At 56.0% G+C, this 24,506-nt stretch carries 23 protein-coding genes and 1 pseudogene; 9 read left to right on the top strand and 15 right to left on the bottom strand.

What is annotated here, in order from left to right; genetic code table 11:
• Window positions 1–17 precede the first annotated feature (17 nt).
• The gene (locus tag BLT65_RS28325; protein ID WP_091783754.1) at window positions 18–1,226 is read left to right on the top strand and encodes an acyl-CoA dehydrogenase family protein; all 1,209 of its coding nucleotides are present in this window, start codon (window positions 18–20) and stop codon (window positions 1,224–1,226) included.
• Between the two features lie 3 nt (window positions 1,227–1,229).
• On the top strand, window positions 1,230–1,742 hold the full coding sequence (locus BLT65_RS28320; RefSeq protein WP_091783751.1) for a flavin reductase family protein: 513 nt from the start codon (window positions 1,230–1,232) through the stop codon (window positions 1,740–1,742).
• A 39-nt stretch (window positions 1,743–1,781) separates the two neighbouring features.
• Here the strand turns inward: BLT65_RS28320 and BLT65_RS28315 are convergent, their stop codons facing one another.
• Window positions 1,782–2,765, bottom strand: coding sequence for a LysR family transcriptional regulator (locus BLT65_RS28315; RefSeq protein WP_279634488.1), 984 nt, complete (start codon window positions 2,763–2,765; stop codon window positions 1,782–1,784).
• Between the two features lie 264 nt (window positions 2,766–3,029).
• On the opposite strand from BLT65_RS28315, the gene BLT65_RS28310 reads away from it, so the two are divergent.
• Together BLT65_RS28310 and BLT65_RS28305 are read left to right on the top strand one after the other, a co-directional pair.
• Window positions 3,030–4,820 carry an FAD-dependent monooxygenase gene (locus BLT65_RS28310; protein WP_091783749.1) on the top strand — a complete coding sequence of 597 codons (1,791 nt, stop codon included), beginning with the start codon at window positions 3,030–3,032 and terminating at the stop codon, window positions 4,818–4,820.
• 119 nt (window positions 4,821–4,939) lie between these two features.
• Window positions 4,940–5,968, top strand: a pseudogene (locus tag BLT65_RS28305) (integrase core domain-containing protein); the annotation flags it as partial.
• A 205-nt stretch (window positions 5,969–6,173) separates the two neighbouring features.
• Here the strand turns inward: BLT65_RS28305 and BLT65_RS28300 are convergent.
• From BLT65_RS28300 to BLT65_RS28285, 4 genes are all read right to left on the bottom strand, one after another.
• Window positions 6,174–6,758, bottom strand: a complete 585-nt coding sequence (locus BLT65_RS28300; protein ID WP_091783746.1) for a VOC family protein — start codon at window positions 6,756–6,758, stop codon at window positions 6,174–6,176.
• Between the two features lie 149 nt (window positions 6,759–6,907).
• A complete protein-coding gene (locus BLT65_RS28295) occupies window positions 6,908–7,282 on the bottom strand; it encodes a nuclear transport factor 2 family protein (RefSeq protein WP_091783743.1) in 375 nt (124 codons plus the stop codon).
• Window positions 7,279–7,608: an NIPSNAP family protein gene (locus tag BLT65_RS28290; RefSeq protein WP_091783740.1), complete on the bottom strand. Its 330-nt coding sequence runs from the start codon at window positions 7,606–7,608 to the stop codon at window positions 7,279–7,281. The genes BLT65_RS28295 and BLT65_RS28290 overlap by 4 nt, the downstream gene beginning before the upstream one ends.
• A gap of 346 nt (window positions 7,609–7,954) precedes the next feature.
• Window positions 7,955–8,407 carry a 2-hydroxyacid dehydrogenase gene (locus BLT65_RS28285; RefSeq protein ID WP_208545812.1) on the bottom strand — a complete coding sequence of 151 codons (453 nt, stop codon included), beginning with the start codon at window positions 8,405–8,407 and terminating at the stop codon, window positions 7,955–7,957.
• On the opposite strand from BLT65_RS28285, the gene BLT65_RS48780 reads away from it, so the two are divergent.
• Window positions 8,382–8,687, top strand: a complete 306-nt coding sequence (locus BLT65_RS48780; RefSeq protein WP_091783734.1) for a substrate-binding domain-containing protein — start codon at window positions 8,382–8,384, stop codon at window positions 8,685–8,687. The genes BLT65_RS28285 and BLT65_RS48780 overlap by 26 nt on opposite strands.
• A 110-nt stretch (window positions 8,688–8,797) precedes the next feature.
• Here BLT65_RS48780 and BLT65_RS28275 read toward each other — a convergent pair whose 3' ends face one another.
• The 8 genes from BLT65_RS28275 to BLT65_RS28240 all read right to left on the bottom strand — a co-directional run bounded on the left by BLT65_RS28275 (window position 8,798) and on the right by BLT65_RS28240 (window position 19,077).
• A complete protein-coding gene (locus BLT65_RS28275) occupies window positions 8,798–9,967 on the bottom strand; it encodes an MFS transporter (protein ID WP_091783731.1) in 1,170 nt (389 codons plus the stop codon).
• Window positions 9,968–10,283: 316 nt separating this feature from the next.
• Entirely contained in the window at window positions 10,284–10,694 is a 411-nt protein-coding gene (locus tag BLT65_RS28270) for a PaaI family thioesterase (protein WP_091783728.1), read from the bottom strand.
• A 265-nt stretch (window positions 10,695–10,959) separates the two neighbouring features.
• Window positions 10,960–11,841: a beta-keto acid cleavage family enzyme gene (locus BLT65_RS28265; RefSeq protein WP_091783726.1), complete on the bottom strand. Its 882-nt coding sequence runs from the start codon at window positions 11,839–11,841 to the stop codon at window positions 10,960–10,962.
• A gap of 478 nt (window positions 11,842–12,319) precedes the next feature.
• Complete coding sequence (mhpA, locus tag BLT65_RS28260; protein ID WP_091783723.1) at window positions 12,320–13,909, bottom strand: bifunctional 3-(3-hydroxy-phenyl)propionate/3-hydroxycinnamic acid hydroxylase MhpA; 1,590 nt, start codon at window positions 13,907–13,909, stop codon at window positions 12,320–12,322.
• A 35-nt stretch (window positions 13,910–13,944) separates the two neighbouring features.
• Entirely contained in the window at window positions 13,945–14,814 is an 870-nt protein-coding gene (locus tag BLT65_RS28255) for a fumarylacetoacetate hydrolase family protein (protein ID WP_091783720.1), read from the bottom strand.
• 43 nt (window positions 14,815–14,857) lie between these two features.
• Window positions 14,858–15,733, bottom strand: coding sequence for a VOC family protein (locus BLT65_RS28250; RefSeq protein ID WP_244186668.1), 876 nt, complete (start codon window positions 15,731–15,733; stop codon window positions 14,858–14,860).
• A gap of 2,189 nt (window positions 15,734–17,922) precedes the next feature.
• On the bottom strand, window positions 17,923–18,231 hold the full coding sequence (locus BLT65_RS28245; protein WP_091783710.1) for an SCP2 sterol-binding domain-containing protein: 309 nt from the start codon (window positions 18,229–18,231) through the stop codon (window positions 17,923–17,925).
• Window positions 18,232–18,321: 90 nt separating this feature from the next.
• Window positions 18,322–19,077: a class II aldolase/adducin family protein gene (locus BLT65_RS28240; protein WP_091783707.1), complete on the bottom strand. Its 756-nt coding sequence runs from the start codon at window positions 19,075–19,077 to the stop codon at window positions 18,322–18,324.
• A gap of 230 nt (window positions 19,078–19,307) precedes the next feature.
• On the opposite strand from BLT65_RS28240, the gene BLT65_RS28235 reads away from it, so the two are divergent.
• The 3 genes from BLT65_RS28235 (at window position 19,308) to BLT65_RS28225 (ending at window position 22,261) form a co-directional block, all read left to right on the top strand.
• The gene (locus BLT65_RS28235; protein WP_244186666.1) at window positions 19,308–19,901 is read left to right on the top strand and encodes a DUF2147 domain-containing protein; all 594 of its coding nucleotides are present in this window, start codon (window positions 19,308–19,310) and stop codon (window positions 19,899–19,901) included.
• Window positions 19,902–19,924: 23 nt separating this feature from the next.
• A complete protein-coding gene (locus tag BLT65_RS28230) occupies window positions 19,925–21,133 on the top strand; it encodes a porin (protein WP_091784144.1) in 1,209 nt (402 codons plus the stop codon).
• 117 nt (window positions 21,134–21,250) lie between these two features.
• Complete coding sequence (locus BLT65_RS28225) at window positions 21,251–22,261, top strand: AraC family transcriptional regulator (protein WP_091783704.1); 1,011 nt, start codon at window positions 21,251–21,253, stop codon at window positions 22,259–22,261.
• 222 nt (window positions 22,262–22,483) lie between these two features.
• Here BLT65_RS28225 and BLT65_RS28220 read toward each other — a convergent pair whose 3' ends face one another.
• Together BLT65_RS28220 and BLT65_RS28215 are read right to left on the bottom strand one after the other, a co-directional pair.
• Window positions 22,484–23,146: a TetR/AcrR family transcriptional regulator gene (locus BLT65_RS28220; protein WP_091783701.1), complete on the bottom strand. Its 663-nt coding sequence runs from the start codon at window positions 23,144–23,146 to the stop codon at window positions 22,484–22,486.
• A 161-nt stretch (window positions 23,147–23,307) separates the two neighbouring features.
• Window positions 23,308–24,105: an SDR family NAD(P)-dependent oxidoreductase gene (locus tag BLT65_RS28215; protein WP_091783698.1), complete on the bottom strand. Its 798-nt coding sequence runs from the start codon at window positions 24,103–24,105 to the stop codon at window positions 23,308–23,310.
• Window positions 24,106–24,255: 150 nt separating this feature from the next.
• Between BLT65_RS28215 and BLT65_RS28210 the strand changes: the two genes are divergently transcribed.
• On the top strand, window positions 24,256–24,506 hold a 251-nt coding region (locus BLT65_RS28210), incomplete at its 3' end, for a transposase (protein WP_143036571.1).

Raw genomic sequence — 24,506 nt, 5'->3', positions numbered from 1 at the left:
TCTGATGAGAATGATACATGAACGCATCTGGCGCCTTTCCGACCGGTCGCGTCGATGAAGACCTGGTCGCATCCGCAGCCGCAATGGTTCCGAGGTTGAAGCAGCGTGCAAGTGCAGTCGATGAATTGGCGCGCCTGCCACAAGACACTATCGATGATCTCAATGCGGCCGGACTCTTTGAAATCACGACGCCGCGTCGCTACGGCGGCAAGCAGGCGTCCCTGCGGACCTGTCTAGAAGTTGTTGCAGAACTCGGACGCGGTGATGCGTCGACGGCATGGGTTGTGGCGCTGACGAACGTCGGCACTTGGGGCGTGGCCTCCTTCTTTGACCAAGGTGTGGTCGACGAGGTCTTTGGCGGATCCAAGCGCGTGCGCGTAGTTGGGGTTCTCTCGCCGCGCAAGGCGGTGGTCAAAAAACTCGAAGGCGGCTTTATCATCGAGGAAGGCGTTTGGGGATTCAATTCAGGCATCTATCATGCCAATTGGGACTTGCTCGGAATTCCGATCGTCGATGTCAACGGCAAGATCATCGATCAAGGCGTGGCGCTGGTCCGCGCGAGCGACGTGCTCACACTCGACGACTGGAATGTCATGGGTCTGCGTGGAACGGGCAGCACAAGCGTGAGTGTCTCGAACTTATTCATCCCCAATGCCTATGTTGCGTCGATGAGCCAGGCCATTGAAGGTCGCTATGCCAGCAGACATGCTTCCCCCGATTCCCTCTACCGGATCGCATGCGTTCCGATGCTCTCGATCATTCTGCTTTTCCCTGCACTGGGCATTGCCCGCAATGCAATCGACACATTCATGGAGCTTTTGCCACACCGGGGAATTCAGTACACGTGGCACGCAAAGCAGTCCGAGGCCGCAGTTACACATCTTCAGATTGGCGAAGCATCGGCGAAGTTGGACGCAGCGCGGACAATCATAGAAAAGCATGTGGACGTCCTCGACGCAAACGCTGCATCGGGGCAATACATGGCATATTTTGATCGCGCCAAGGTGCGCCGTGACGTGGGCCTGGCAGAAAAACTCATCTGGGAAGGAATCGATCTGCTTGCGACTGCTTCCGGTGGATCTCTCGCATCGCTCGGAAATCCGTTTACCCGTATCTGGCACGATGCTCGCGTGGCGTCACTCCATGGCATGGTTACCCCAACGACGACCTTCGAAACCTTCGGCCGACTCGCCTGCGGACAAATCGCAGACACACAACTAATATAAGCCATGACAGCAGATCTCGACCTGGACATAACACGTTTTCGCGCCGCGATGGGCAAATTCGCCACAGGCGTAACCGTTATCACATTTCGTCATCAGGGGATCAGCGCCGGCATGACTGCAAATGCATTCATGTCTCTTTCCGTCGCCCCTCCCATGATCCTTGTATCCGCTCGCAGGCAATCGCGTTTCGCCCAGTCTGTAGGCATTGGCGAACGTTTTGGAGTAAGTATTCTCAGCGAAGATCAACAAGCGCTCAGCCGCCATTTCGGCGGGCAACCCCAAGACGGACTGGCAGATCCATACCTACTCGCTGGTGATGTTATCGTCATCCGGGATGCGCTGGTCCAGATCTCAGCTCGGGCGAATGCAATTCACGTTGGTGGCGACCATCTGATCTATACAGCCGACGTCGAGACACTGACCGAAGGGGATGGTCCACCGTTGCTGTTCTTTAGCGGGAAATACAAGCAGATCTTCGCCCATGATCCAGTTCAGTGCTGGAACGATCACGGCTGAATGCAGGCGGCAGGCAGTTTTCCGCTTCGTTATATTTCGCTACGCCATGTCACGCGAATTCGAAGCGGTAGCTTGTGCTGATTTCCATAGCCGCTCCGCTCCAACCCACTTCGTCTCTGACAATATCGCATCCAAAACGTGATGGACGAGCCGCAGTCCTTCCTGGACTGCGGAAGAATGCGATCTCGCCGCATTCTCACAAAGTGCCCATGTCATGTACATGCCTTGAATGGGGCTCCATTCGACATCGTCCTTCCAGCGCGTATTGCCATTCACTGCGCAGCAAGGCGCAACAGTGTCGCAGATACCTTGTCGAGCCAGTTCTATCGAAAGGCTCATTGCGTCTATCTCAAATAGAGTCTTGAATTCCAGTCCCCTGCGTTCCATAGCATTTTCGATCTGACCGCGAATAACGTTTGGCCGTCCTGGGAGTGCCAGTTTCAGATTCTCAAGGCGTGAAAGCGAAACGGGATGCTCCGGCGTCAACTGCCTCCCCTTTCCCGAGACCAGAACGAGTGGCTCACGGACAAGAGGCGTGTAGACATACCCACGCGGCGGTGACCCTTCAAATGGAACGATGGCCAGATCGAGCATGCCTGCATGCATGACCTCGCGCAACTCATGACTTGCACCTTCGTGTACCCGCAGCGATACGCTAGGAAACTTCTCCAGAAGTGTTGAGACATACGTCGATGTGAACATGTGCTGCCATGAAGGCGCGACCCCAATGGACAATTGGCCGGCGGCACAATCACCGACGTCTTCTACCAGCTTCGCAAGTTGCCGCAGAATCGGACGGGAACGTTCCAGCAGCAGCATGCCGGCTTCTGTCAGTTTGACTCCACCCCTTGTGCGCGTGAACAGCCGCGCGCGCACCTGATGTTCGAGCGACACGATGTGTCTCGATAGCGCAGGCTGCGATAGTCGAAGATCCGTGGCAGCCTTGTTGATACTACCAAGCTCCGCCACTCGCAAAAAGTATTCGATTAAAGACGAATCCAACCTGTCTAGCCTCCTGAACACGGCAAATCACCCTACCATTGCCATCTGGCTTCCGAACCATCTCTATACATTACATTTCAACCTGTCCACCCGGCGATCGTGACGCGTTTGATTCGTTATTCAAGATTCGGTTGTCCGGTATGACGATCCAGCATTACACACATAACGTATGTGTTCGCTAGCATACATGAATGACGGTCGTTGCCAAACGGCAATCCGACATCTCCGCCGGCGCTAGAGCACGCACGATCTACAACCTTTTCTAAAAGAGCTTACGACATGCCTATGGGCAACAAGACCGATTTCGATACAGACGTGATTGTCATTGGTGCGGGTCCGATGGGTGCGACGACCGCGCTCGCACTCGCCACGTATGGCGTAAAAGTCCACATGGTGTCCCGATCAAACTGGCTCGCAGACACGCCACGAGCTCACATTACCAATCAGCGCACAATGGAAGTCTACCGCGACTTGGGTATAGAACAGGAAGTGCTGCGCAACGCCACATCGTGGGACCAGATGGGGGACAGCCTGTTCGCGACCAGCCTCGCTGGAGAAGAACTCATTCGCATTCGTGCATGGGGAACCGGTGACGGGCGGCACGGTGATTATGTCGCGGGCAGTCCCTGCCCCTTGGCGGACATCGTCCAACCCACCATGGAGCCGATTCTCGTAAACAACGCAGCCACACGGGGTGCATCATTCACGACCAACACGGAATATCTGTCACACGCGCAGGATAGCGCCGGAGTTACGGTTCGACTTCGCGACCGCCTAAGCGGACGAGAGTACTGTGCAAGGTGCCAATACCTCGTCGGCGCAGACGGAGCTCGCTCCACCATCGTCGAGGAACTCGGCCTCAAGATCGAAGGCGAAATGGCGCGCGCAGGAACCGTATATACCCTCTTCAACGCCAATCTCAGTCGTTACGTGGAGCATCGGCCCAGCATTCTTCACTGGATTGTGAGTCCACATGCGAGCTTTGGAGAAATCGGCCTTGGCCTGTTACGTGCGGTCAAGCCCTGGAACCAATGGATCGCTGGATGGGGCTTTGATATCTCGCAGGGCGAGCCTGATCTCAGCGAGGAGACCGTGATCTCAAAGATTCGCATCCTCGTCGGCGACCCCAATCTGGAAATCGACATTTTGCGCAAATCAGTCTGGTATGTGAACCAGGCATATGCAGTGACATATTCGAAAGGCCGAGTCCTATGCGGTGGCGATGCAACGCATCGTCACCCACCGTCAAGTGGGCTGGGATCCAACACCTGTGTTCAGGACGCGTTCAACCTCGCCTGGAAACTGGCATATGTCGTCAAGGGGTATGCCTCGCAGAGACTGCTTCAAACCTATTCCGATGAGCGCGCTCCCGTCGGCAAACAGATCGTGCTACGTGCGAATCAGTCGCGCCGTGATTACTCACTCATTAAGGAGGCATTTTCGGTGGCAGACGCTGAAAATCCAGTTGCCGCAGGGATCGCACGGTTTCGGGATCGTGGACCAGACGGGGTACGCGCACGTAAATTGGCAGCGGATGCACTTGAGTTGAAGAATCGCGAATTCAATGCGCAGGGCGTGGAAATGAATCAGCGTTATGCGTCGTCGGCTGTTCTCGCTGATAGCGATCTGGCTGCCGAGGCGTGGAAGCGTGACCCTGAACTCTACCTGCAACCCACTACTCGCCCGGGCGCGAAGCTGCCACACGCGTGGCTCACCGATTCCCTAGGGCGACGCATTTCGACACTCGATATTGTAGGCAAGGGAAAATTCACTCTCATAACTGGACTCTCAGGCACCGCATGGATTCAAGCAGCGACCGAACTGTCCATGCCGTTTCTGCGGATGGTTGTCATTGGGGAGCGTGATTATCAGGACGTCTATTGCGCTTGGCAGCGACTGCGCGAAATTGACGAAGGAGGAGCACTTCTCGTTCGCCCCGATGGCTGTGTAGCATGGCGCGAGCGGTCTTTTCTATCAGATGGCATGGTGGCCGCTCAGATGTTATCCAGCGCGATTGAATCTATCCTCGGCCAGCAGATAATCCCAGACATCCGCGCTTTGCATACGTTTCACTAGAGTCTGTCAGTGGTCGCTGCCGACTCGTCACCGCGCAGACCTATCGGCAATAGCCTCCATGGCAGAACGGGTCATTGAAGTGTGTGATTCACAGACATCGTTTCAACTAAAATGAGGCGATGAACCGCGAGATTGCGACTCGGTTACTGGAGGGTGATGATGTATCACGAGACCGGCAACGCTGGTCTCATATGTGCGCGCCGCGGCATCTCAAGACCGACACTTCGCAAATGGTTACGGCGCTACCGGGATTCTGGAAAAGGGCGGCTTCGATCTCAAAGTCGCCGCCCTCTCAACAGTCCAGACGGGAAGGTCATTGAAGCTGATCGGGCGAGGATTCTCCGGCTGCGTTCCCAGCATAAGGGAGCGCGGAGGATCCAGAACGAGTTGCGGCTCCACGAACAAAGAGAACTGTCACTCGCGACCATTCACAAGGTGCTGAACGAAGCGTCCGTGAAACCGTTAGTGCGGCCCAGGCAGCCGGCACACCCCAAACGCTATAGTCGCCCGATTCCAGAGGATCGGGCCCAGATGGACACGATGAAGATCGCGAGAGGCGCCTGCCAATACACGGCCATCGACGACTGCTCGCGCTTTCGCGTACTGGCTATCTACCGCGCAGAAACTCTCGTAATACGCTGCTTTTTCTTGATCGTGTCATCGAGGAAATGCCGTTTCCGATCCGCCGTATCCGGACTGATCGGGACGGCGAGTTCGTCGCCGAATCGGTACAGCGACGTCCGGTGAGCGAGTGCATCAAATTTCGACCGATTCCGCCACGCTCGCCACACTCAACGGCAAGGTCGAGCGTTCACAGCTGACTGACCTGAACGAGTTCCGGTTCCACCATGCCCCGACCGAGGATGAGATTGACCAGCGACTTGAAGAGTGGCAGTCCGCCTGCAACTGGCGGCGTCCGCGCGGCTCCCTCGGTGGCAAGACACCAGTTGACCACATCGCAGAAGTCGCCGAAATCACTCCTCTTCCGGCAGGTGCAAAACGCATGCGACGAGCGGAAGGAACGAATCCGGCATCGCGAATGGCATGTAGACAGGACACTCGCAGAGCATCACCGGCGCGTGCTCGAACTCGCACGTCCTACCGGAGCCACGAGTTCCAGCAAGGTAAGAAAACTGCCACCACGAAAACGAAACGATGTCTGCGAATCGCACACGTCATCCGACGCGGCACGATCGAGTCGGCACCTTTGATCTCGATCACCGCCATGCGGATAGGCTCGTCCATCCAATGTATGATTCTTCGCCCAGTGTACTGCACGTAGAATTGGCCCCCCGCAACTCCGCTCGGTGTCCTGCGATTCAGGAGACTGCTCCACATTTTTGACTATACAGATTATCCGAGAACAGATCCCCTGAGCGGGGAAACGGGAAAGTGGCTTGTTCGCACCAGTACCGAAGCTTCGCACTCCCCCGAACGTAAACGTTCCAGCATGTCTTCCGGATTGAATTCGACGCCAATAGGGTTTGCGGCAAACCCGGCTCCTCTCATGAAAGCATTTGCCTGATCCGCTGACCCATAGGCGTCTACCTGAAATTCCATCTGATTGCCGTCCGGATCTGCATAGTAAAGGGAGACGGTAGGACCATGGTGAATGCACCAGTATGGCACGATCCCGCGCTCTTTCAGACTGGAATATTTGGCGAAGAGATCGTGCAGGCAGCCGAAGCCGTACGCGACATGGTCCACGCCGGCCGTACCCCGCGGAGTTCGGTCGTCCCGAGTTGCACCTTTCCCAAACCCCAGGTCGACGATCGCAATACGGTGATGCTCGTCGTCGTAGGCAATGAATGTGACGGCGGGAGTGCTGTGCTGCACCTTTGCGTCGAACACCAACAGGTACCATTCGACCATCTGCTTGTAATGGAACGACCGGTAGACGACATGTGCAAAGCTCTTGGGTCGAACTGGGGCGTGCATGATACCTCCTCCGTTTTAATATGGCTTCAGTCAATTCGTTGGTTACCGGTCCGGTAAGGCTTTGTCTCTATCCACTTATCAGACCAAATGTGACTTCCGGTTCTACCAGCACTAAAGATGCTGTCACCTCCCGTGACGCGTGCGCCACTTCAGACTCCAACCGGGGTTGATTGCCACCCGACCATCTGCCACACGCCTCCCTCATTCACCCAGACATTGGTATAACGGTTTTTGAGCTCATGCTCCCGCCCATCTGCAAGAACCCGCATCTTTGCCAAACCGGTAACGACGACTGTTTTGTCTCCGTGAGCTCGGGCGTCACTGCTGTGCTCTATCGACAGATAGGTCACCTTCCCCGAAGCCATCCGCCCGAGAAATTCCGTTTTTCCGTCATAGTGTCCCGAAGAGTGAACCCAGGATAGCCGGTCGTTCAACAAAATGTCCAGACGATCGATATCTGAAGAAATCATTGCCGACCATCGACTCTCTTCGAGTTCCCGCACCTGATTGACGATTGAATTCATTTCGTGCCCTCCAGCAATCCAGCGCTAAAGGGCGCCGGCACTAATATCTTGTTTTCCATGCGATCGATAAACGTATAAAGTTTCTGCACAACACTTCGCCAACGTTCATCACCAAACAATGCCGCGCGACATTCGTCCCGCTGCTTCAGGTCCGTATATGCCCACATGTGGATGACCTGATTCAGTTCCCCGATCTCAGACCAGTAATAACCCACCAGATGCGGGAGATGCGCTCGCTGTACCTGAAGCCCCTCTTTTTCGTACAGCTGCATATACTCTGGTACTGTTCCTGCCCGCAGCGTATATGTCCGTTGCTCGACGAGCATCAAGCTCCTCCGATCGTTAGTCGATATCTAAACAATCCGCCGTTTCGCAGCCCGTCCGCTCTGTCGGGGTAAAATGCCTGATCAATTCAGGACGTCGCGGTCTCTCGGGATGTCTTTCACGCTTCGGGCGGTGCACACTCATAGAGTTGATCCGGCTCATTGACCAATCTTCACGAAACCATTCCTCCGCTAACCATCCAACGATTTTCCTGTGGCGATCGTATGTCGGAAAATCCGTCAGCCACGCTCGCACCTCAACTGCCTCACTATCCGGACAGATTTCGCAAAGACGCCGCTGTAGCGATTCATCCGCTGCCGCGACCCTTAGGGGGCAGTGCCTAGAAGCTCAGGCCTGGTTTAACAACGGTTCCCCCTCCCGCAACCGCCGACAGTTTTCGACAGTCAATGAGATGCTGCGTTCAAGCGTCTGCGGCGTTAGCCAAGCGACGTGCGGAGTCGCGACCACGGTCGGCAGCCGCAGCAACGGATTGTCTGCGGCGACTGGTTCTTGCGCGAAAACATCAAGGCCTGCGGCCGCGATCTGGCCAGAGCGCAACGCGCCGAGGAGCGCGCCTTCATCAATGAGCTCGCCGCGCGCAGTATTAATGAGCTCAGAACCGGATCGCATCGACGCGATCGCCGCAGCGTTCAGCATGCCGTGTGTGTCAGAAGTCAGCGGTACGTGCAGGGATACGATATCCGCCTCCTGCAATAAATCCCTCAATGTTGGCATCCACCTAGCCAGATCGTCAGCCCGACTTCTCGCGTAGTAAATCACCTTTGGCAGTGCGGAGCTCACGCTCGGCGCCCTCCAGGCGCTACGTGCACTGAAACTCGAATGGCCGCGTGACGTATCGTTGATTGGCTATCACGACCCCGCATGGTTCGAACTGACCGGAATCGGTATCACGACCGTGCGCTTGCCCGTGCAGGAAATCGCCACAACAGCGACTAGCGTGCTGCTGTCACGTCCGTCCGCCAGGTTGGCTACTCAGACGGCTCACGAAACGCGAGCCAATGTCGAGTTTTCACCGGCCCTGGTTTTGCGCGGCTCAACCGCCCTGTACGGGGGACGGTAACAGCACATGCATTCTGCAATGCCAAGTATCGGTCCTGCATGGACTGCCCCCGTGAACTCAGGATGCCTTTCCAGCACTGGCTGAAGCGTCGCGATTCGAATTCGGCCAGTCTAGTGCGCAATTCCCATCGCTGTATGTTCAGGTGCGGAGGACCCATGAGGAATGCGCCAGACAAGGAGTGTGGACACGGCCGCAAACAGGACAACACAGATCCCGATTGCCCAGTACCCCATGCCGAGCGCCAATGTCCCGGCTAGGAGAGGGCCAACTGCGGAACCGCTCATTATCATCGCGGGTGTCGAAGCAACTGCACGGCCGCTTTGATCAATCCGGGCTATCAAGCCGAACAGAAAGGTATGCGCAAACAGCGTGACGAACGGATAGATACTTCCGGCCAAGGCGTAGGGCAGGAACGTCGCTGCATTCGTCACGGTCAGCGCGAGCGCGGCCTGCGCCCACGGAGCAGTTAGTGCCACAGCACGGGCATCCAACCTTCGTTGGAGCACGGCTGCAATTAGTGCCGGGAACAGTCCAACAATTCCTGTCGTGAGCAACACGAAGTTCACTCTATCCGTCCCGAAGTGTCTGTCGATTCCGATGCGCTCCAGGAAGCTGAACATCATTGCCTGATTAAGTGTCAAAACCAGAACACCCCCTACGGCGAACCACGTTGCACGGGGAACATGCGTTTCGGACTGGCGCGCACTCGTTTGGCCAATACAGGTACGATCCTCTGCTGGAAATCCGGCCGCCGCACATACGGCCGCCAGCGACATCACGCCTGCGAAGACCACAAATAGTGCGGAGCCGCCCAACGCTGATAGTGCCTGAGGCACGACCCCCAGGAACCCAACTGCAAACAGGCCAAGCGCAGCCTGGGCATAGGCAAAAATGCGATGCGGATTTTGGCTACAGCCCATCGTTCCATGAATAAACGACAGCCCAACCCCGACGCCGAGCCCACTCACCACATGTAGTGCTGCTAACGAGCCAAACTCCTTAACAACAGATGCGCACAGAAACCCGATCGCAGAAATTCCGTATCCGATCGCGGGTATCCATCGACGAGGCAAACGATCGAAGCGAGGAGCGAGTAATACACTCGCCAGCACCACACCCGTCAGGAACAATGTAACGATTCCCCCTGCCTGCTGAGAGTTGAATCCGTAGCGCTGCACCAAATTCCCCACCCAGACCGGTAAAGCCACCATGTCGACCATTCCCGCGACATGACACACGATCAGCACTGCCCGCGTTGGCCAGCTCTCGATATTTGACATCGTTTTCTCCTTGATGACAGGACACAAAGAGCTTTGCCGTCTTCGTTTGGCCAATGCTCATTGACAGCGCCTGACCGCACAATGCTGGCCGCCCGGCTTCGGATCGAGGCACACCTACCATGCCCGATCAAAATCCGGAAGGAAATGCCTCGTCAAACCGATGATCCGGCAACGCTCGCGCATCGTACATTTCAGACTGTTGGGATACTGCGCTCTCGGCTGGTGATGGCAACTGCCAAGCATCTCAGAGGGTCGCCACTGCCCTAAAACCGATGCTGCATCATGTGAAATGGGCGGAAATCCTCCACGCAACATTTCAGGCGCGAACGATCGCGCACACCGCTGTAGCGGATGCAATCAACTTTCCCTCTTGCCAAAGTTCTCCGTTTACGTGACAAACTGTGCGCCCTCTACGAACCATCGTTGCACAACCTTGTAGGTGGCCCGGATTTGCGGGGCGAATGAATGAAGTATTCAGACTCAGCGTCGCACAACGGGCAGATCCGTCTAATCCAACGGTAACCAGCCACGCCGTAATATCGTCCAGCATTGCACTGAGCATACCGCCCTGCAAGTTCCCCGCCGGATTCCTGAACTCCTCGGTGCCAACGTACTCGCATTCGAGCCTGCTGCAGGTCTCATTGATGTATCTGATCACCCCACCAAGCATCTCCGTTACAGGCGATTCCCCCAGTTTCTCGATACCTTTCAGATTTAATGTTTCCATGCCATTAGTCCGTTTCGTGAAGGCGACACGCCTAGCAACTGATACATCGACATACTCGTTCCCACGCTCAATAGTCCGTATTGCGCGAAGACAACCGATTCCTTATGAAGCGCATTGCCAAGCTCAGAAATACGCTCGCGTGGGATACCGCTCCGAGAGTGCTATGCAATGCGCGATTAACCCAAGGACGTCGTGCACCGTCGGCCACGTACCTGCAGCAAGCCGATGCAATGTGTCGACTCATCCCCTCTCACAACCGGAGTTGTCAACGTGCCATCAAACCGAGCATCTGACGCGCTTCCGCTGACGTAGCGATAGAAGGACCTATGTTCTCGACTAGACGGCGCGCCTTTATGACCAGTTCGGCGTTACTCTTCGCAAACTCTCCGCGAGCAATATAAACGTTGTCCTCCATGCCGACGCGCACCTGGCCGCCAAGCAAACATGACTGCAACGCCATTGGAAACTGATTTCTCCCGATCCCGAATCCCTGCCAGGTCGCGCCCGGGGGCAGCAATGACTTCATATAGGCCATGGTTTCCGTCGAAGCCGGCATGGTGAAATTCAAGCCCATGACGAACGAGTAGAGCCCGGGGCCCTCGAGCGCCCCCTTGGCGATCAGATGCTTAGCAAGTACCGCATCACCACTGTCAAAGAGTTCGATCTCTGGTGTCACGCCCACAGCGCGAACAAGTTCAGCCATTCGAATGAGTACCGGCTCCATGCTGATGACCACACCTTCAAAAACCTGTGCCGTCACTAGGTCAAGTGTGCAAATCTCCGGCTTGAGTTTCACAATATGCGCAACCCGCTTCTCAGCAGTCCAGATGTGAGTGCCAACGCCGGCCGTGTCCGGCAGCATCGGGTCAGCGGGGACGAAGCCCGATCCGAGGCCGGTAGTCAAATTCAAAATGACTTCCTTGTTCTGCTCGCGAATACGCTCCACAACCTCTTCGTACAGCTCGAGGTTTCCAGAGAAGGCCCCCGTTTGGGGATTTCGAACATGAATATGAAGAATCGCAGCACCCGCCTCTGCGGCTTCGAGACCCGAATCGGCAATCTGCTTCGGAGAGACCGGCTGGTTGGGATTAGGAGACAGTGGCCCTGCGCCGGTCAGCGCACACGTGATGATTATTTTCTCTTTCATGCGAATCTACTCCTTTGAATACGAAATATATCTGCTTCAATCAACTGATTTGGACTACAAAATATAGCGAATTTGATTCACCCGCTTCCGATTCACTTCGAAAACACCGCCATATGTAAGTAGCTATTCGGCCATCGCCTCTCGCCACAATCGAGACTGTTCACGGCGTCAATCTTCGAATAGGCAAGCGCACACCATTCCTAGATCCTGCCGAAGGGCTCCCTGTCTACGTATCCACGCTGCAAAAGACTCGGCGCCACGGACGTCATACAGGGGCAGGAGTAATGCAACGGATTGAGTACAAGCGATCTTTCGGCGAGGAGCATGACATTTCGGTCAGCCTCGCTGGCAGGCGCCGGGAAGGCGAGCTACCGTGCGCGACGCCGGATGCTGTTTGCGCACATCTACAACGACGGAACCGGTGTGCGGCATCTCAGTCCAGCGAAGCTGGCTCGGGGTCTTCCCGGTAGCCTTGGAGTTAGGTTTGACCAATCTCGCTCTTACTGTCCGAGACCCGACCATTCGGTCGAGCGTTCCGCCAAAAGGGAGCTCTCTCAAGCTCACCTACTAGCTCGGCCGGCGCTCCGCCGCCGAAGATATAGAAGTCCGGGCGAATCAAAACGGCCTCGCAGCCAAGTGTCGAAAACCACTCGCGATAGCTTCCATCCACATCCTCAACGGTGCCACCCCGGCCCAGCCAGATCGGACGGATACCGGCACGCAGCATAAATGCCCACTGACTCGAGCTTAGGTCATTTACTGGATTAGCATCCAATGAAAGAAGAACCCAACCGCCACCAGCCAGATCATCAAACCGGCCGACATGGTCGCCGACGCACACACGGGCCTGAAGTGAAAGCTGTCCCGCCAGCGGGTCACCTGGTCGCAGGCACTCAGTAGCCCTGAGCCGCGGAGTCGGAAAGCGGTCCTCTCCGTCAGATCCTTCGCCAAGTAGCTGCGCATCGCGCTTAGCAGCCGCGACCGGGTTCAACACGCAAATCACCTTGCCGAGTTCGATCGCAAACTCAATGAACTGGCGTACGTGGTGGCCGCGCTCAGCACCGTATGAGGCGAGAATGCCTGGATCAGCAAGCCCCCTGAGCACAAGATCGAGTCGCCACACCAAAGAGGCCACGTCACGGATCCCCGCGCATAGCCCTTGGCCTGCAAAAGGCGGAGTGAGGTGAGCCGCGTCGCCCGCGATCAGTATCTGGCCATTGCGCCACTGGTTGGCGACACAGCCGCGGAACGTATAGACCGCGTGTCGCTCAAGTATCGCATTCTGAGGCGTCCAGCCATGGGGTGTGAGAAGCTTCCACGCCGTGGATGCGTTGTTCATGTCATCCTTGGTTTCACCTTCCAGAAGCATGAACTCGAAGCGGCGTCGGCCCGGTCCGCTGGATACGTTTGTTGTCGGCCTAGCAGGATCGCAGATCTGTATGAGCTCACTCGTCCACAGACTTGAGTCGACGGGCAATACATCTACAACGAGCCAGTCAGACGAGAAACCGAGGTCTTCGTACTCGCTGCCCATCGTGCGGCGCACGAAACTTCCGGCCCCATCGCAACCGACGATGTATCTCACATGAAACCGCTTCGCCGGATTTGTCGGGTGCTCCGTTTCCGTAGCTTCAAGCGCGACGCCCTCGTCAACCTGCTCTAGGGCCGAGAGCTCCCAACCCTGCAGAATGGACACCCGGCCGCCAAACGAACGGACTCGCTCATCCAGTATCCGCTCAAGTTGCGGCTGGCTGAACCCTAACCGCTGCGGCCAGCCTGAAATCCCAAATTTATCAAGCCCATTGAAAATTTTCAGGGGCTCTCCTTGCGCATTCCGCCATTCGTACCTCGAACTCAGCGACGTGTGCGGTGCAAGCGCATCTGCCACTCCAAGCGTTTGAAAAATGCGCGCAACCTCGTGGTCGTACACGATCGCGCGTGGCAGCGGATATAGCGACGGCCAGCGTTCGAGCACGAGCACTCGATGCCCCTGCCCCGCCAATCCAATTGCCATCGCCTGACCGACCGGCCCATAGCCAACGATGGCCACATCGGCGTCAAACTCCATTTTCGTCTCCTGATTATTTCTTCCGACTGATCGAACTACACCGTCGGCTCTTCCACGATCCGATTCTCGATGTGACCGAGACCGTCGATCTCCACGCGGACGACATCGCCTGGTTGCAGGAAACTATTCAAAGCGATCCCCACGCCCGCACAGGTTCCCGTCGCGATCAGATCACCCGGCTCAAGGGTCATGACCTGTGAAAGATGATGAATCTGCTGCCAGATGTTATAGATCATGTTCCCCGTAACCTGCTGCTGGCGAAGTGCCCCGTTGACAAAAAGGCGCATTTCAAGTGTATGAGGGTCGCTGACTTCATCATCCGTCGTAATCCACGGGCCAATAGGACCATGAGTGTCAAACGATTTCCCCAAAGTAAAAGTGGGACTGGCCGCTTGCCAATCGCGAGCCGTCACATCGTTCGCGACAAAGTAGCCACCGACAACACTGCGCGCATCTGCCTCGCTCACATAGCGGCACCGCGTGCCAATGACCACACCCAGCTCAGCCTCGTAGTCAAGCTTGTCGGACACACGCGGCCGGTGAACATCGGCATAGGGTCCCGTAATACACGTGACTTGCTTGTTAAACCAGAGTTGCGTTTTTGGGATCGGGATGCCAGCAGCACGGGCCTCCTCCGCATGGTCCTGATAGTTCATACCGATCGCCAGGTATTTCTGTGCGTCGGGAATCGGTGCCTCAAATTGAACCCCGGCGATGCTGCTTCCCCCGGTCGCCGTTTCTAGCGCCCTTTCGATTTTGAACCGCATGGACGAACCTGCGGCCAGAATCTCGCGGATCGACGTCGGGGCATCGTCGCCGAGAAGCATATTAATTTCGTAGACCTTGTCGGCCTTGACCACGCCGATCACGGTACGGCCGTTGGCGCTAAATCGAGCGAGTTTCATTGTGCTTTGATAGATGAGAGGAGTGGATTATGTCGAGCGCTCATTACTCAAAGAATTCCGGCGTCAGTGGCGGCGCCCACTGCTGCAGTTCGTCATTGGAAATCGGCGCACGCCCGACCGGCGTTTCGTCGTTGACTAAATCACCGTCAGTCCAATGCTCGATCTTGTTACCGAACGGGTCGCGCCAATAGTCGAAAATCTGGCTACCCTGAACGTGGCGCCCCACGCCCCAAGAATGCATGTAGCCACGACTCCTGAGGTACTGACCACCCTGCATGACATCGTCCAGGTCGACCACCTCAAAGGCACTATGGTCAAACCGCGCCTCACCGTTACTGCTCGAGACAAGAGCAACAGTGTGATGATCAGTCCACTCTCCACCCAGTCCGCAGCGCATGAAGGCTGCAATCTCGTTCGTTTCCGAGCCTGCGTAGTACAGATCCGAAGGCTTCATGCCCAAGGCATCGCGATAGAAGGCGTAACTCGCTCGGAAGTCGGGGACAAGAATGGCAACGTGGCCCAACCGCAAAACTTCCGAAGGTGAAGGCTTCAATCGAACCGCTTTCCCCCGACGGCTCCGGCTTGAATCGAAGTTCATCGCGATACCTTGGCGGTGAGGAAGTGGCTCTACGCGCTGCTGACCGTAAAGTAGGTCAATTACAAAACCCGACGGATCCCTGGTTCGCACACGTTTTCCACCACCCGGCTCCGGATTGTCTTCGACAGGCTCGCCAACAAATTCTGCAAACGCTCGAAGCCCCTCTTCACTGTCCGCAAAAAGGCCGAAGCCAATTGGGCGGTTCAAATCACCGGCCTCGGTGATATGGACGTGATGGCTACCGCCGCGTGCCCGCATATAGAGCGCTCTGTCGGTTTTGGTGGCCAGAACCAGCCCAAAATCTGACAAAAAGCGCTCCATGCTGTCTAGGTCCGTCGCCTGGTAGCGGACGTACGCAATGTCCCGCACTGACGTCATTAAAGAATCTCCTCATTCGATAGGCCCAAACTCTTCCCCGGGCACCATCGTAGAGTATCCCATACTTTATCGATAATCAACAAAAACATCGATCCCCATTGCCTACCTCGCTATTTCCTTTACGCCGTCTAACCACGCACCGGTGGCCCGGTAGCGCGGGACCGGCGGCACACCCCCAATTGAGGGAATAGGAATCAAGGATGCTGCAAGGTAAACGTTGCGTGGTCTGCTTGAGCACCGTCTAGAACGATGGCGCCACAGTGGTGGGGCCTGCTTTGTCACCTGAGATAGCGGCAACAGCGAGGCGGACGGGTACAGGTTGCCTCGACCACCACCGAGTTTCGCCGGCAACTCGCAAAAGCCGTATATGAAAGCGGTGTTTTGGTTGCACGACTGGCTCTCGAACACAGGCGCTATACGAGTCTGTTGTTCAACTGGCGTTGATCCACGACTACTTTAGCCATAGCAGCGTCGCGACTACAGACCGCACATCAAGATCAACCTGATAGCCAACTGCGTGCAGTGCGGCTGAGTAAAGCATCGCCGGTCGCCCTCGAACCAGCAGCGGCCCGCGCCGTGATCGGGCTTCAAGTGTCCGGCAACCGGTTGAACGGCCCGCCGGTGTTCGCGCAAGCGCCGCTGCCTTTTTTGAAAGCGTCCCACTCTTTCACCGTGTTCACGCGCGATGCGGCTTGCAATTCCTGCAACAGGATCGAAGTCTGTTCAAATTGCTCGGCTAGCACGTGTCCGTCGAAGGATTGCCCTGGAACATCAGCGCGCCGACAGTTGCGCCATGCCGCTCGGTGATCGCTAGGCTAACCTTATGAGGAACTCATAGAGCCGGGATAACGCATCGCTGCGGCAGTTGCCTGGGCAACCGCGAACAGCCCACCGTCCGCTGCCCTGCCAGCCAATACGCAGTTTCGCTTGCCTGGCGGCGAACCGTCTCCCGACCGTGATGCGCCGAATGACCAGTCGCAACATTCGCTTGCGACCTTCGCCAATGTGGTCGGCGCTCGTCGGAGCCGCGGCAGCGCGAGGACCAGAGCTTTCTGTTCGGACGTGGCGACGCGTGCCTTCTGCTTTGGAACTGGGCGACGTCCGTCGTCGTCGCCACAAGGTGAAGCACCGCGTCATTCCCGCACCGCTCGAGGGTACCCCGCCTACCAGACGGTTGGCTATGTCGCACCCGGCAGCCACGTTCAGCGAGGGCGAGCTCCTACTCGGTGTATTCGAGGCGCATGTGCCACTGGCGCAAGATCGCGTTGCTAGATTCCCTCCAAGGCGGTCACAGCGAGCTCGAGTTAGGATGACTGCAGAGCAGTAAAACTACTCGCCGATTGCGTTGTTAAGCCAGTCGCTGCGCATACGCATTCAAACGATGGTCGCGAGCCCGTCGGGAGGGCGAGCAGCGCACACGTACTATGGATAATAGCAGCCGTAACACCGGCAGCGAACGGTCAACGCCCGACCGCAGCAGCCGCATATCAGCAGCGCCCATCCTTCACGCGCCGCACCACTGGGCACGGTGCCTCGCCGTTGGTCCGGTTGTGCGCCAGGCATTTCTGGTTACACTCAACTTAAACCGGAATGAAATTTCCAGCATGATGGTTTGATGGTTTGGCAGATGAACGCACCACTCTGCCATGATCTACACCCGAATCGACCTGTATATGGGCGGCCAGGAGACCTTCCGATGAATTCAACTCTGGACGCACGTCAACACCTATCTCTTAGCGAGCCGTCAAATCACTGATGGGCATCCACACCCGGGGGCTCAAACCAGAAAAGGCAACGCGATGGATGGTGGATCCAAGATCGGAGTAGTCAAGGTCAGTTGAGGTAATCTAGGTTGCGCAATGCTGACGACGTGCATGAAAAGCAGACGCCCAGAGCGGGCCGGTGCGAAGGAGAGAGAGGGGAAATAGGTCAATACGCCCTGCCTATTACCCCACTCTCGACATGACGATCGTTACAAGCGCGATTTCTCCAGCGTCTGCGCCTACAAAAATCTTGACTTCTACCTGCTCTAATTGAGCAACGCCCATTAAGTCACTAATTGTCGCGCATCACATTTACATGTTGTCGCGATATTTCTGAATACGATCCGCTCATACTTCACAAACATTGCTTCAATCAGTACCTGATGTACGCTGAATAACCGGCAGCCACTGGAGAGCGGCTGTCGGGTCCCCCTTGATCTTGATTTTACCTTGCATGAATGCAATCGGCGGGTTCAGTTTTCCTGCAACCAGATCTTCGAAATCCTTACGAGCGATCGTGATGGTTGTGTCGGCTTCGCCGTCGTCGTTGGAGACGGTCGTACTTGTGACCACAATGAAGCCCAAATTTTTAAGATCAATTTTCAGGCTTTTTTCCGGTGTAGGTCCGCGAGAAATAGCGTCCTTGAACTTTGCGGTGACTTCTTCGAGAAATTCCATGGTGGATGACTCCAATTGAAATAGTAACAAACCGATGTGTGATTCAGTGTAGCGACTGGCAGCTCATTCAAATTGCCACGGCAATCCTCTTCACGATTTATAGCTAGCGTCGCTGCGCTCAATTTTGCGCAGCAAAGCCGGCCAAACGAAACTACCTCCCAGGCCGTCGGTCTGCACGTGTGCCGCTTCGGCAACGCCGTCAAGGATGCGCGTATCGATAGGCACAAGATCCTCGCCAGCCTGAGCCGCGATTTGAATCTGGCAGGTAGTTTCAAAGATGTACATCGCGAGGAATGCATCGGCGATGGTTCGTCCCACTGTAAGCAACCCGTGATTACGCAGCATCAGGAAACTTCCATCTCCGAGGTCTTCCTGGAGGCGTGGCTTCTCGTAATCGTGTAACGCCACCCCTTCGTAATCGTGATAGCCAAGTGCCCCCAGCACGAATGTCGCCTGTTGCGAGATGGGAAGCACACCGCATTTTTGCGCACTCACAGCCACGCCGGCGCGCGTATGCGTATGAATCACACACTGCACGTCATCGCGGACCGCATGAACAGCACTGTGAATCACAAAGCCTGCGCGATTCACCGGAAGCGGCGAGTCGCTGATTTTGCTGCCCTCCTGGTCGACGAGTACCAGCGATGATGCTGTTATCTCGCTGAACAGCAAGCCGTATGGGTTGATAAGGAAGTGGTGGTCTGGCCCCGGAACGCGTGCGCTGATGTGTGTAAATACCAGGTCGTCCCACCCGTATAACGCAACGAGCCGATAACACGCTGCGAGATCACAGCGGAGCCTCCACTCCTCTGCACTTACTTTTCCCTCAAGCGAAGGAATATTCATTTTATCCTCCTGACAACTTTCGAGTGACCCAAGTCCCGCCCCACTGCGACGACCACAGTGCCACGGACGGGCGTTGGGAAGAGCATAAATTGCAGCACTCCCGTTGCGCGCCGCAAATGCGGACACCGTCGAGTCATTTATGGTCATCTCGCCAAGTGGAAACGAATCCGCAGTGTGCCGGATGTCACGCTCGTGTCCCATACAGCCCATGGCCGAAACGAACCATGCGAATGGCCGGTTTTGCGTTGGCATCGAACAATTTGGCTTCCTACCTTCGTGACTGGCTTGCAGCCAAACATCGATTCAGGTTCGAGATGTCCATATCGGCCACGCCAGCCCCTTCAAAGAGGAGACAATTCGTGCATTTCATCAAAACCATATTGAAATTTCTCGGCTTACCAATTGCGATATCGCTCGCAATTTCGAACATCGCGTTCGCTGGCGATGCCGACCCTGCCCGCCTGGCCGCCAGAGGTTTTTGGCTGACTGCCGAACATGATGCCGTAGTCAAATTCGGCCCCTGCACGGACAACGATAGTGCGCTTTGCGGAGTTATCGTCTGGGACCAGGACGCAAGCCCCAGCGGGAAACGAGCCAGTTGCGGTGTCCGCATCGCACAGCTATCGCACTTTTCCGACGGAGCGTGGCGCGATGGCTGGGCCTTTGATCCTCGCACTGGCAGACACTACGAGACCGTGCTACGTGTGAGCGGCGAAAAGATGAACATGCGTTCCTACGTAGGGATTGAACTGTTCGGTGAGACGGAGAACCTCAGTCGCGTCGATCAGTTGCCCGCAGGTTGTCCGTTAGCTCATTCAAACTGAAGATCGATAACATGGGTGGTGGCATGGATCGCAATACAAAACGACGGACCCTGCGCAAAGGAGCAGTCAGCGCAGCTTTGCAGCTGTTTTCTACCGTTTCCCTGGCGCAGACCAGCTTGACCCTGTACGGTGTCCTTGACGCAGGTATTCGGTATCAAACCCACGGAGTCTCATACGCAGCGGACGGTACGCCACTGTCGGCGGGCAACAAGGTATCAATGACGAATGGCGGCGGTCTCGCCGAAAGCTACTGGGGCTTGAAAGGGCAGGAAGACTTGGGGGGCGGCAATCAGGCGCTGTTCGACATCGAGAGTCACTTCGATCCGGGAAGCGGCGCGATCACACCGTTTGGCTCTGAGAACTTCTTTGAAATTTCGTACGTGGGGCTGTTGTCGCCAACTCTCGGTCAACTGACATTTGGCCGGCAATACAACGTCGCATTTGAAGGTGTGACACTCGCGTACGGCTCCAACAGTTGGACCGGCGACCAGGATCCCTACGTCAATCTGTTCAAACCGGAACAGACCGTACTTGGTGGCGCACGCACGAGCAACATGATCCACTACGGCGCGCAACTCGGCGACGTGGTTATCCTTGCCCAATATGCACCCGGTGGACAGGCGGGCGGTGGAGGCGCCGGCAGCCAATTTGGCGGGTCCCTCTCATATGCACCGGACAAAGGGCCGATCAAGCTGGGAGTATCCTTCCTGCGTAGTCGAGACGACGTTACAAACGGCAAATTTGATATCTATACAGGCGGAGGGTCATTCACAGTCGGCAAGTTCACGATCAATGCGGGCTACATCCAAAACGATCGCGATAACGACTTCACGTCGTTTGGCAATGGCCCATACAGTGCCACCGACCTCGCGGCCCTTGGGATTATCTCGCCACAACAGGTCGTTAATCCAGCCAGCCCGGGCGGATTCGACAAACGCCAAATGATCCTTGCCGGACTCGCTTATCGTGTCACCCCTTCCCTGACCCTTGCCGCCAATGGCTGGTGGACCAGACAGACCGGTTATACCGCTGACTTCAATGGGAGGGCGCAGCAGTATCAGGTTGTGGGCGGCTATGCTCTGTCCAAACGTGACATGTTATACGCCGAAGCCGACTATTCGATATATCGTGGAGGACTGATCGGTGCCCAGTTGGTCGGCATCAACGGCCAAGCTCCCACGGCGAGCACCACGCAGTTGGGCGTAATGGTCGGGTTGCGGCATTATTTTTGACCCTTCGTCGCGAGAGGTATATTAATCACCAATGGCCATATGGTGCTAGCTTGGGGAGCGGCCAGGCGAAAGCTTTCGTTTTGCCGACAATATGAAATATCAGGAGACAGACTCAATATGGACGACAACAGTCGATATACCACCGCGAATCTTCAGGTATATCTGTTGCGCTGCCTCGCTGGCATGAGCAAGGACTTCGGAATCAGCCCGGACCGTCTGTGCCAAGGTCTGGGTTTCGAAGTTGCAGATTTGTCGAATCCTGAATGTCGCGTTTCCTTTCGCCAGGCTAGCTCCATGATCCGCAGGGCCATAGAAACAGCCCCAGGGCGGGCGCTCGGGCTTGACATCGGCATCAACGAGACAATCGGATCGATCGGCCTGGTGGGGTATGCAATGCTCACGAGTCCGACTCTCGGCGAGGCGGTTTCACTCGGTATCAGCATGCAGAATCACGCGGGTTCCATGCTCCTTCTCGATCTTCACCAGACCCCCTCGACTGCATCTGTTAGCGCTACCAGTCGATACCACGAGCCCGACATCCTCCTCTTTCTGGTCGAAGAAGCTTTTGGAAATTTTTTGAAGATCGTACACGCGTTAGTCGGCGACGATTTCCGACCGAGCAAGATCGACCTCAGCTTTCCTAAGCCTGCGTATTCGGAGCAATATGATCGTATCTTCAGATGCCCAATCCGATATGAGCAGAAAGACAATCTCTTTTCGTGCGATGCCACATGGTTAGCTCGCCCGATCGCTACATACGACCCGCTTAGCCATAGACAGGTACTTGAGATTCTACAGATTACTAAATCTCAGGAAATTAACGGCCCCGACCTTCTTGAGTCAATCGAGCGGATCGTCAGGCGCGATCTGCAACAAGCACCTACGCTGGCCGAAGTCGCAAATCAGCTTTGCATGAGCGATCGCACGCTGCGTCGGCGTCTCGCAGACAGCGGCATATCGTACCAGGTCATTCTGGACAACATCCGGAAGAAGCGTGCACTCACCCTTCTTACAAATGCCCGTTTGTCAATCGAAGAAATCGCGTATGAAGTCGGCTTTAGCGACTCCCACAATTTTCGACGGGCCTTCAGGCGGTGGACAGGCCATGGCCCAAGTGAAGTCAGATAGTCTGGCGAACGAGGGCGTGGCAGGACCCGTAGCCAAGAGTTTATGTTGCTGGCCGTGGCCCGCCCCGGATCCGCATACGTCGTCTTCTTGTTAAGCCATGTATTTTTTCTTCCACATCGCTCGCACCTCATCAGAATAGTCTGCGTCATACCCCCGCACAGCCGCTAGCCGAACTCTACATTGGCTCAAGTCAGACGCAGCAAGTTCGTGCGTATTACTGGATTAGCATATTGGTTTACGCAAGATCGGAGCAGCATCATCCGCGCGTTCCGCTCTCCTACCCAACACCACACGCGCAAAGAATTCTGAAAGTACCGACTCCGCCACATGCTCTGTCACGTGCAACGGATCGAGCACGTGATAGAACCGCACGCCATCGAGCAGCCCCATCAACCCTATAGCTAGCGTTTCAGCATGCATCGGCAGCGGCGTACCCGCGCGCGCCGAAAACTCACGAACATACGCGCTAAGCTGTTCTAGCTTCTCATGAAGGAAAACATTGAAGCAAACCCGAAAGCGACCATCGCGTGTTGCAAGGAGTTTTGCTTCCATCCAGAGCAAACAGTGTTTTCTGTCATGATTCAGCTTGCCGTAGTAATCTAATACACGTGCCTCCATCTCTTCGCGCGTGGCTCCTTCTCCAGATATTTTATGCAATACAGCGCGTATTGTCTCTTGATCTCTACGCAGCAACTCAAGGAGCAGCTCGACTTTGTTATGAAAATTCGAATAGAACGCGCCTCGTGTGTAGCCCGCCGCCTTCACGATATCTTCAACGCTGGCGGCAGCGAATCCCTTTTTCATAAAGACCGCTTGCGCAGAATCGCAAAGGCGTTGCCGCGTTTGGTTCCTGCTTTCCTGGCGAGTAAGTCGTAGGTGCCTCATGAATCCCTGCTCGAGTGGGGAAAGATTCAGGTTTGACCAGACGCTCTGATATGCCGATTACTTTTCATCAGTTTCCAACCAAACTTTCCTGTCGTCGTCGACACCGAATCAATCCGGCTTGGCGACGTAAGCTTAAGGTGCTATCTCTGAACTACTGCCGGTCAATCTAGTTCGCGCGAGACCACGAAGCCGGATATCTTGCCGGTCAAGGCTCTCGACGGCGAGACTCGCGCGAGCCATGTCACGATCTTGTTACTCAGACCAGGCATCACAGCCGTTCGGCCCGACATCATCGCGTCGTATCCGATCCGAGCAATCTCGACAGGCGTGCTATACCCAAGTTTCTCCATGCGTCGCTCATCGATCAGGCCGGCTCTCGCAAAGAAGTTTGTGCGGGTTGGGCCGGGCGCGAGATGCGTACATGTCACTCCGGTATTGCGCAAATCGTACGCAATCGCTTCCGATACACTAATCACGTAAGCCTTGGAAGCAGCATAGGCTGCTTCGAGTGAGTGAGGCACGACGTATCCTGCCGACGAGCTGAGATTCAATATACGGCCGAAGCCTCTCTCGATCATCCGTGGCACGAAAGACAAGGTCAATTCGGACAGAGCGACAATGTTCAGTTGCAGCATCGCGGTCAGCTCTGCCAACTCATAGTCTTGAAAGGCAAGCCCTACTATTCCAACCCCCGCATTGTTCACCAGATACGTAATAGGCAGCCCAAGTGCATCAACTTGCGCCACGACGCGCACCGACGCGCCAGGCACCGAAAGATCCTCAGAAATCGCGCGCGCGTCGACCCCGAACTCGTCGCTCAGTTGTCTGGCATAGATCAACAACTTTTCGCGACTTCTGGGGCTCGACGTAAGCACAAGATTGATCCCATCCTGCGCGAAAATCCTGGCAAGCTCTGAGCCAATTCCAGTCGATGCGCCCGTCACCAGCGCGTAGTCCATAGTCCTCCCTACTCTGGCCGTTTCCTTGAGAGCCCCCTATTTGCATGGCCCCGCTTCATGCACTAAGAACCTTTAACAGAATGAACAAAGGGGCTGTTTACTCTCGATGAATCCTGTTAACCTTTTCATTGTTTCGACGACGAAAAGGACATGGCTAAACCCATACTCGACGACGAACTTTGGGCACTCATCGAACCGTTGCTGCCCCCACCCAAACCTCGCCGTTCACGCTATCCGGGACGCAAACCACTGGATGACCGCGCGGTGCTCACCGGCATCCTGTTCATCCTGCAGACGGGCCTGCGCTGGGACCTGCTGCCGCGCGAGATGGGCTGCGGCAGCGGCATGAGTTGCTGGCGCCGTCTGCGGGACTGGCAGGCGGCCGGCGTCTGGGACCGACT

Origin of the sequence: Paraburkholderia steynii (genome assembly GCF_900100565.1) — a bacterium.
GTDB lineage: Bacteria > Pseudomonadota > Gammaproteobacteria > Burkholderiales > Burkholderiaceae > Paraburkholderia > Paraburkholderia terrae.
The sequence above is the reverse complement of the archived record's forward strand: the minus strand, read 5'-3'. Positions and strand labels throughout refer to the sequence as shown.

Bases quoted from the DNA above. Each gene is read 5' to 3' on its own strand.
- BLT65_RS28325 (WP_091783754.1), top strand. From the start codon at position 18: ATGAACGCATCTGGCGCCTTTCCGACCGGTCGCGTCGATGAAGACCTG.
- BLT65_RS28320 (WP_091783751.1), top strand. From the start codon at position 1,230: ATGACAGCAGATCTCGACCTGGACATAACACGTTTTCGCGCCGCGATG.
- BLT65_RS28310 (WP_091783749.1), top strand. From the start codon at position 3,030: ATGGGCAACAAGACCGATTTCGATACAGACGTGATTGTCATTGGTGCG.
- BLT65_RS28300 (WP_091783746.1), bottom strand. From the start codon at position 6,758: ATGCACGCCCCAGTTCGACCCAAGAGCTTTGCACATGTCGTCTACCGG.
- BLT65_RS28295 (WP_091783743.1), bottom strand. From the start codon at position 7,282: ATGAATTCAATCGTCAATCAGGTGCGGGAACTCGAAGAGAGTCGATGG.
- BLT65_RS28290 (WP_091783740.1), bottom strand. From the start codon at position 7,608: ATGCTCGTCGAGCAACGGACATATACGCTGCGGGCAGGAACAGTACCA.
- BLT65_RS28275 (WP_091783731.1), bottom strand. From the start codon at position 9,967: ATGTCAAATATCGAGAGCTGGCCAACGCGGGCAGTGCTGATCGTGTGT.
- BLT65_RS28270 (WP_091783728.1), bottom strand. From the start codon at position 10,694: ATGGAAACATTAAATCTGAAAGGTATCGAGAAACTGGGGGAATCGCCT.
- BLT65_RS28265 (WP_091783726.1), bottom strand. From the start codon at position 11,841: ATGAAAGAGAAAATAATCATCACGTGTGCGCTGACCGGCGCAGGGCCA.
- mhpA (WP_091783723.1), bottom strand. From the start codon at position 13,909: ATGGAGTTTGACGCCGATGTGGCCATCGTTGGCTATGGGCCGGTCGGT.
- BLT65_RS28255 (WP_091783720.1), bottom strand. From the start codon at position 14,814: ATGAAACTCGCTCGATTTAGCGCCAACGGCCGTACCGTGATCGGCGTG.
- BLT65_RS28250 (WP_244186668.1), bottom strand. From the start codon at position 15,733: ATGGAGCGCTTTTTGTCAGATTTTGGGCTGGTTCTGGCCACCAAAACC.
- BLT65_RS28245 (WP_091783710.1), bottom strand. From the start codon at position 18,231: ATGGAATTTCTCGAAGAAGTCACCGCAAAGTTCAAGGACGCTATTTCT.
- BLT65_RS28240 (WP_091783707.1), bottom strand. From the start codon at position 19,077: ATGAATATTCCTTCGCTTGAGGGAAAAGTAAGTGCAGAGGAGTGGAGG.
- BLT65_RS28235 (WP_244186666.1), top strand. From the start codon at position 19,308: ATGGCCGGTTTTGCGTTGGCATCGAACAATTTGGCTTCCTACCTTCGT.
- BLT65_RS28230 (WP_091784144.1), top strand. From the start codon at position 19,925: ATGGATCGCAATACAAAACGACGGACCCTGCGCAAAGGAGCAGTCAGC.
- BLT65_RS28225 (WP_091783704.1), top strand. From the start codon at position 21,251: ATGGACGACAACAGTCGATATACCACCGCGAATCTTCAGGTATATCTG.
- BLT65_RS28220 (WP_091783701.1), bottom strand. From the start codon at position 23,146: ATGAGGCACCTACGACTTACTCGCCAGGAAAGCAGGAACCAAACGCGG.
- BLT65_RS28215 (WP_091783698.1), bottom strand. From the start codon at position 24,105: ATGGACTACGCGCTGGTGACGGGCGCATCGACTGGAATTGGCTCAGAG.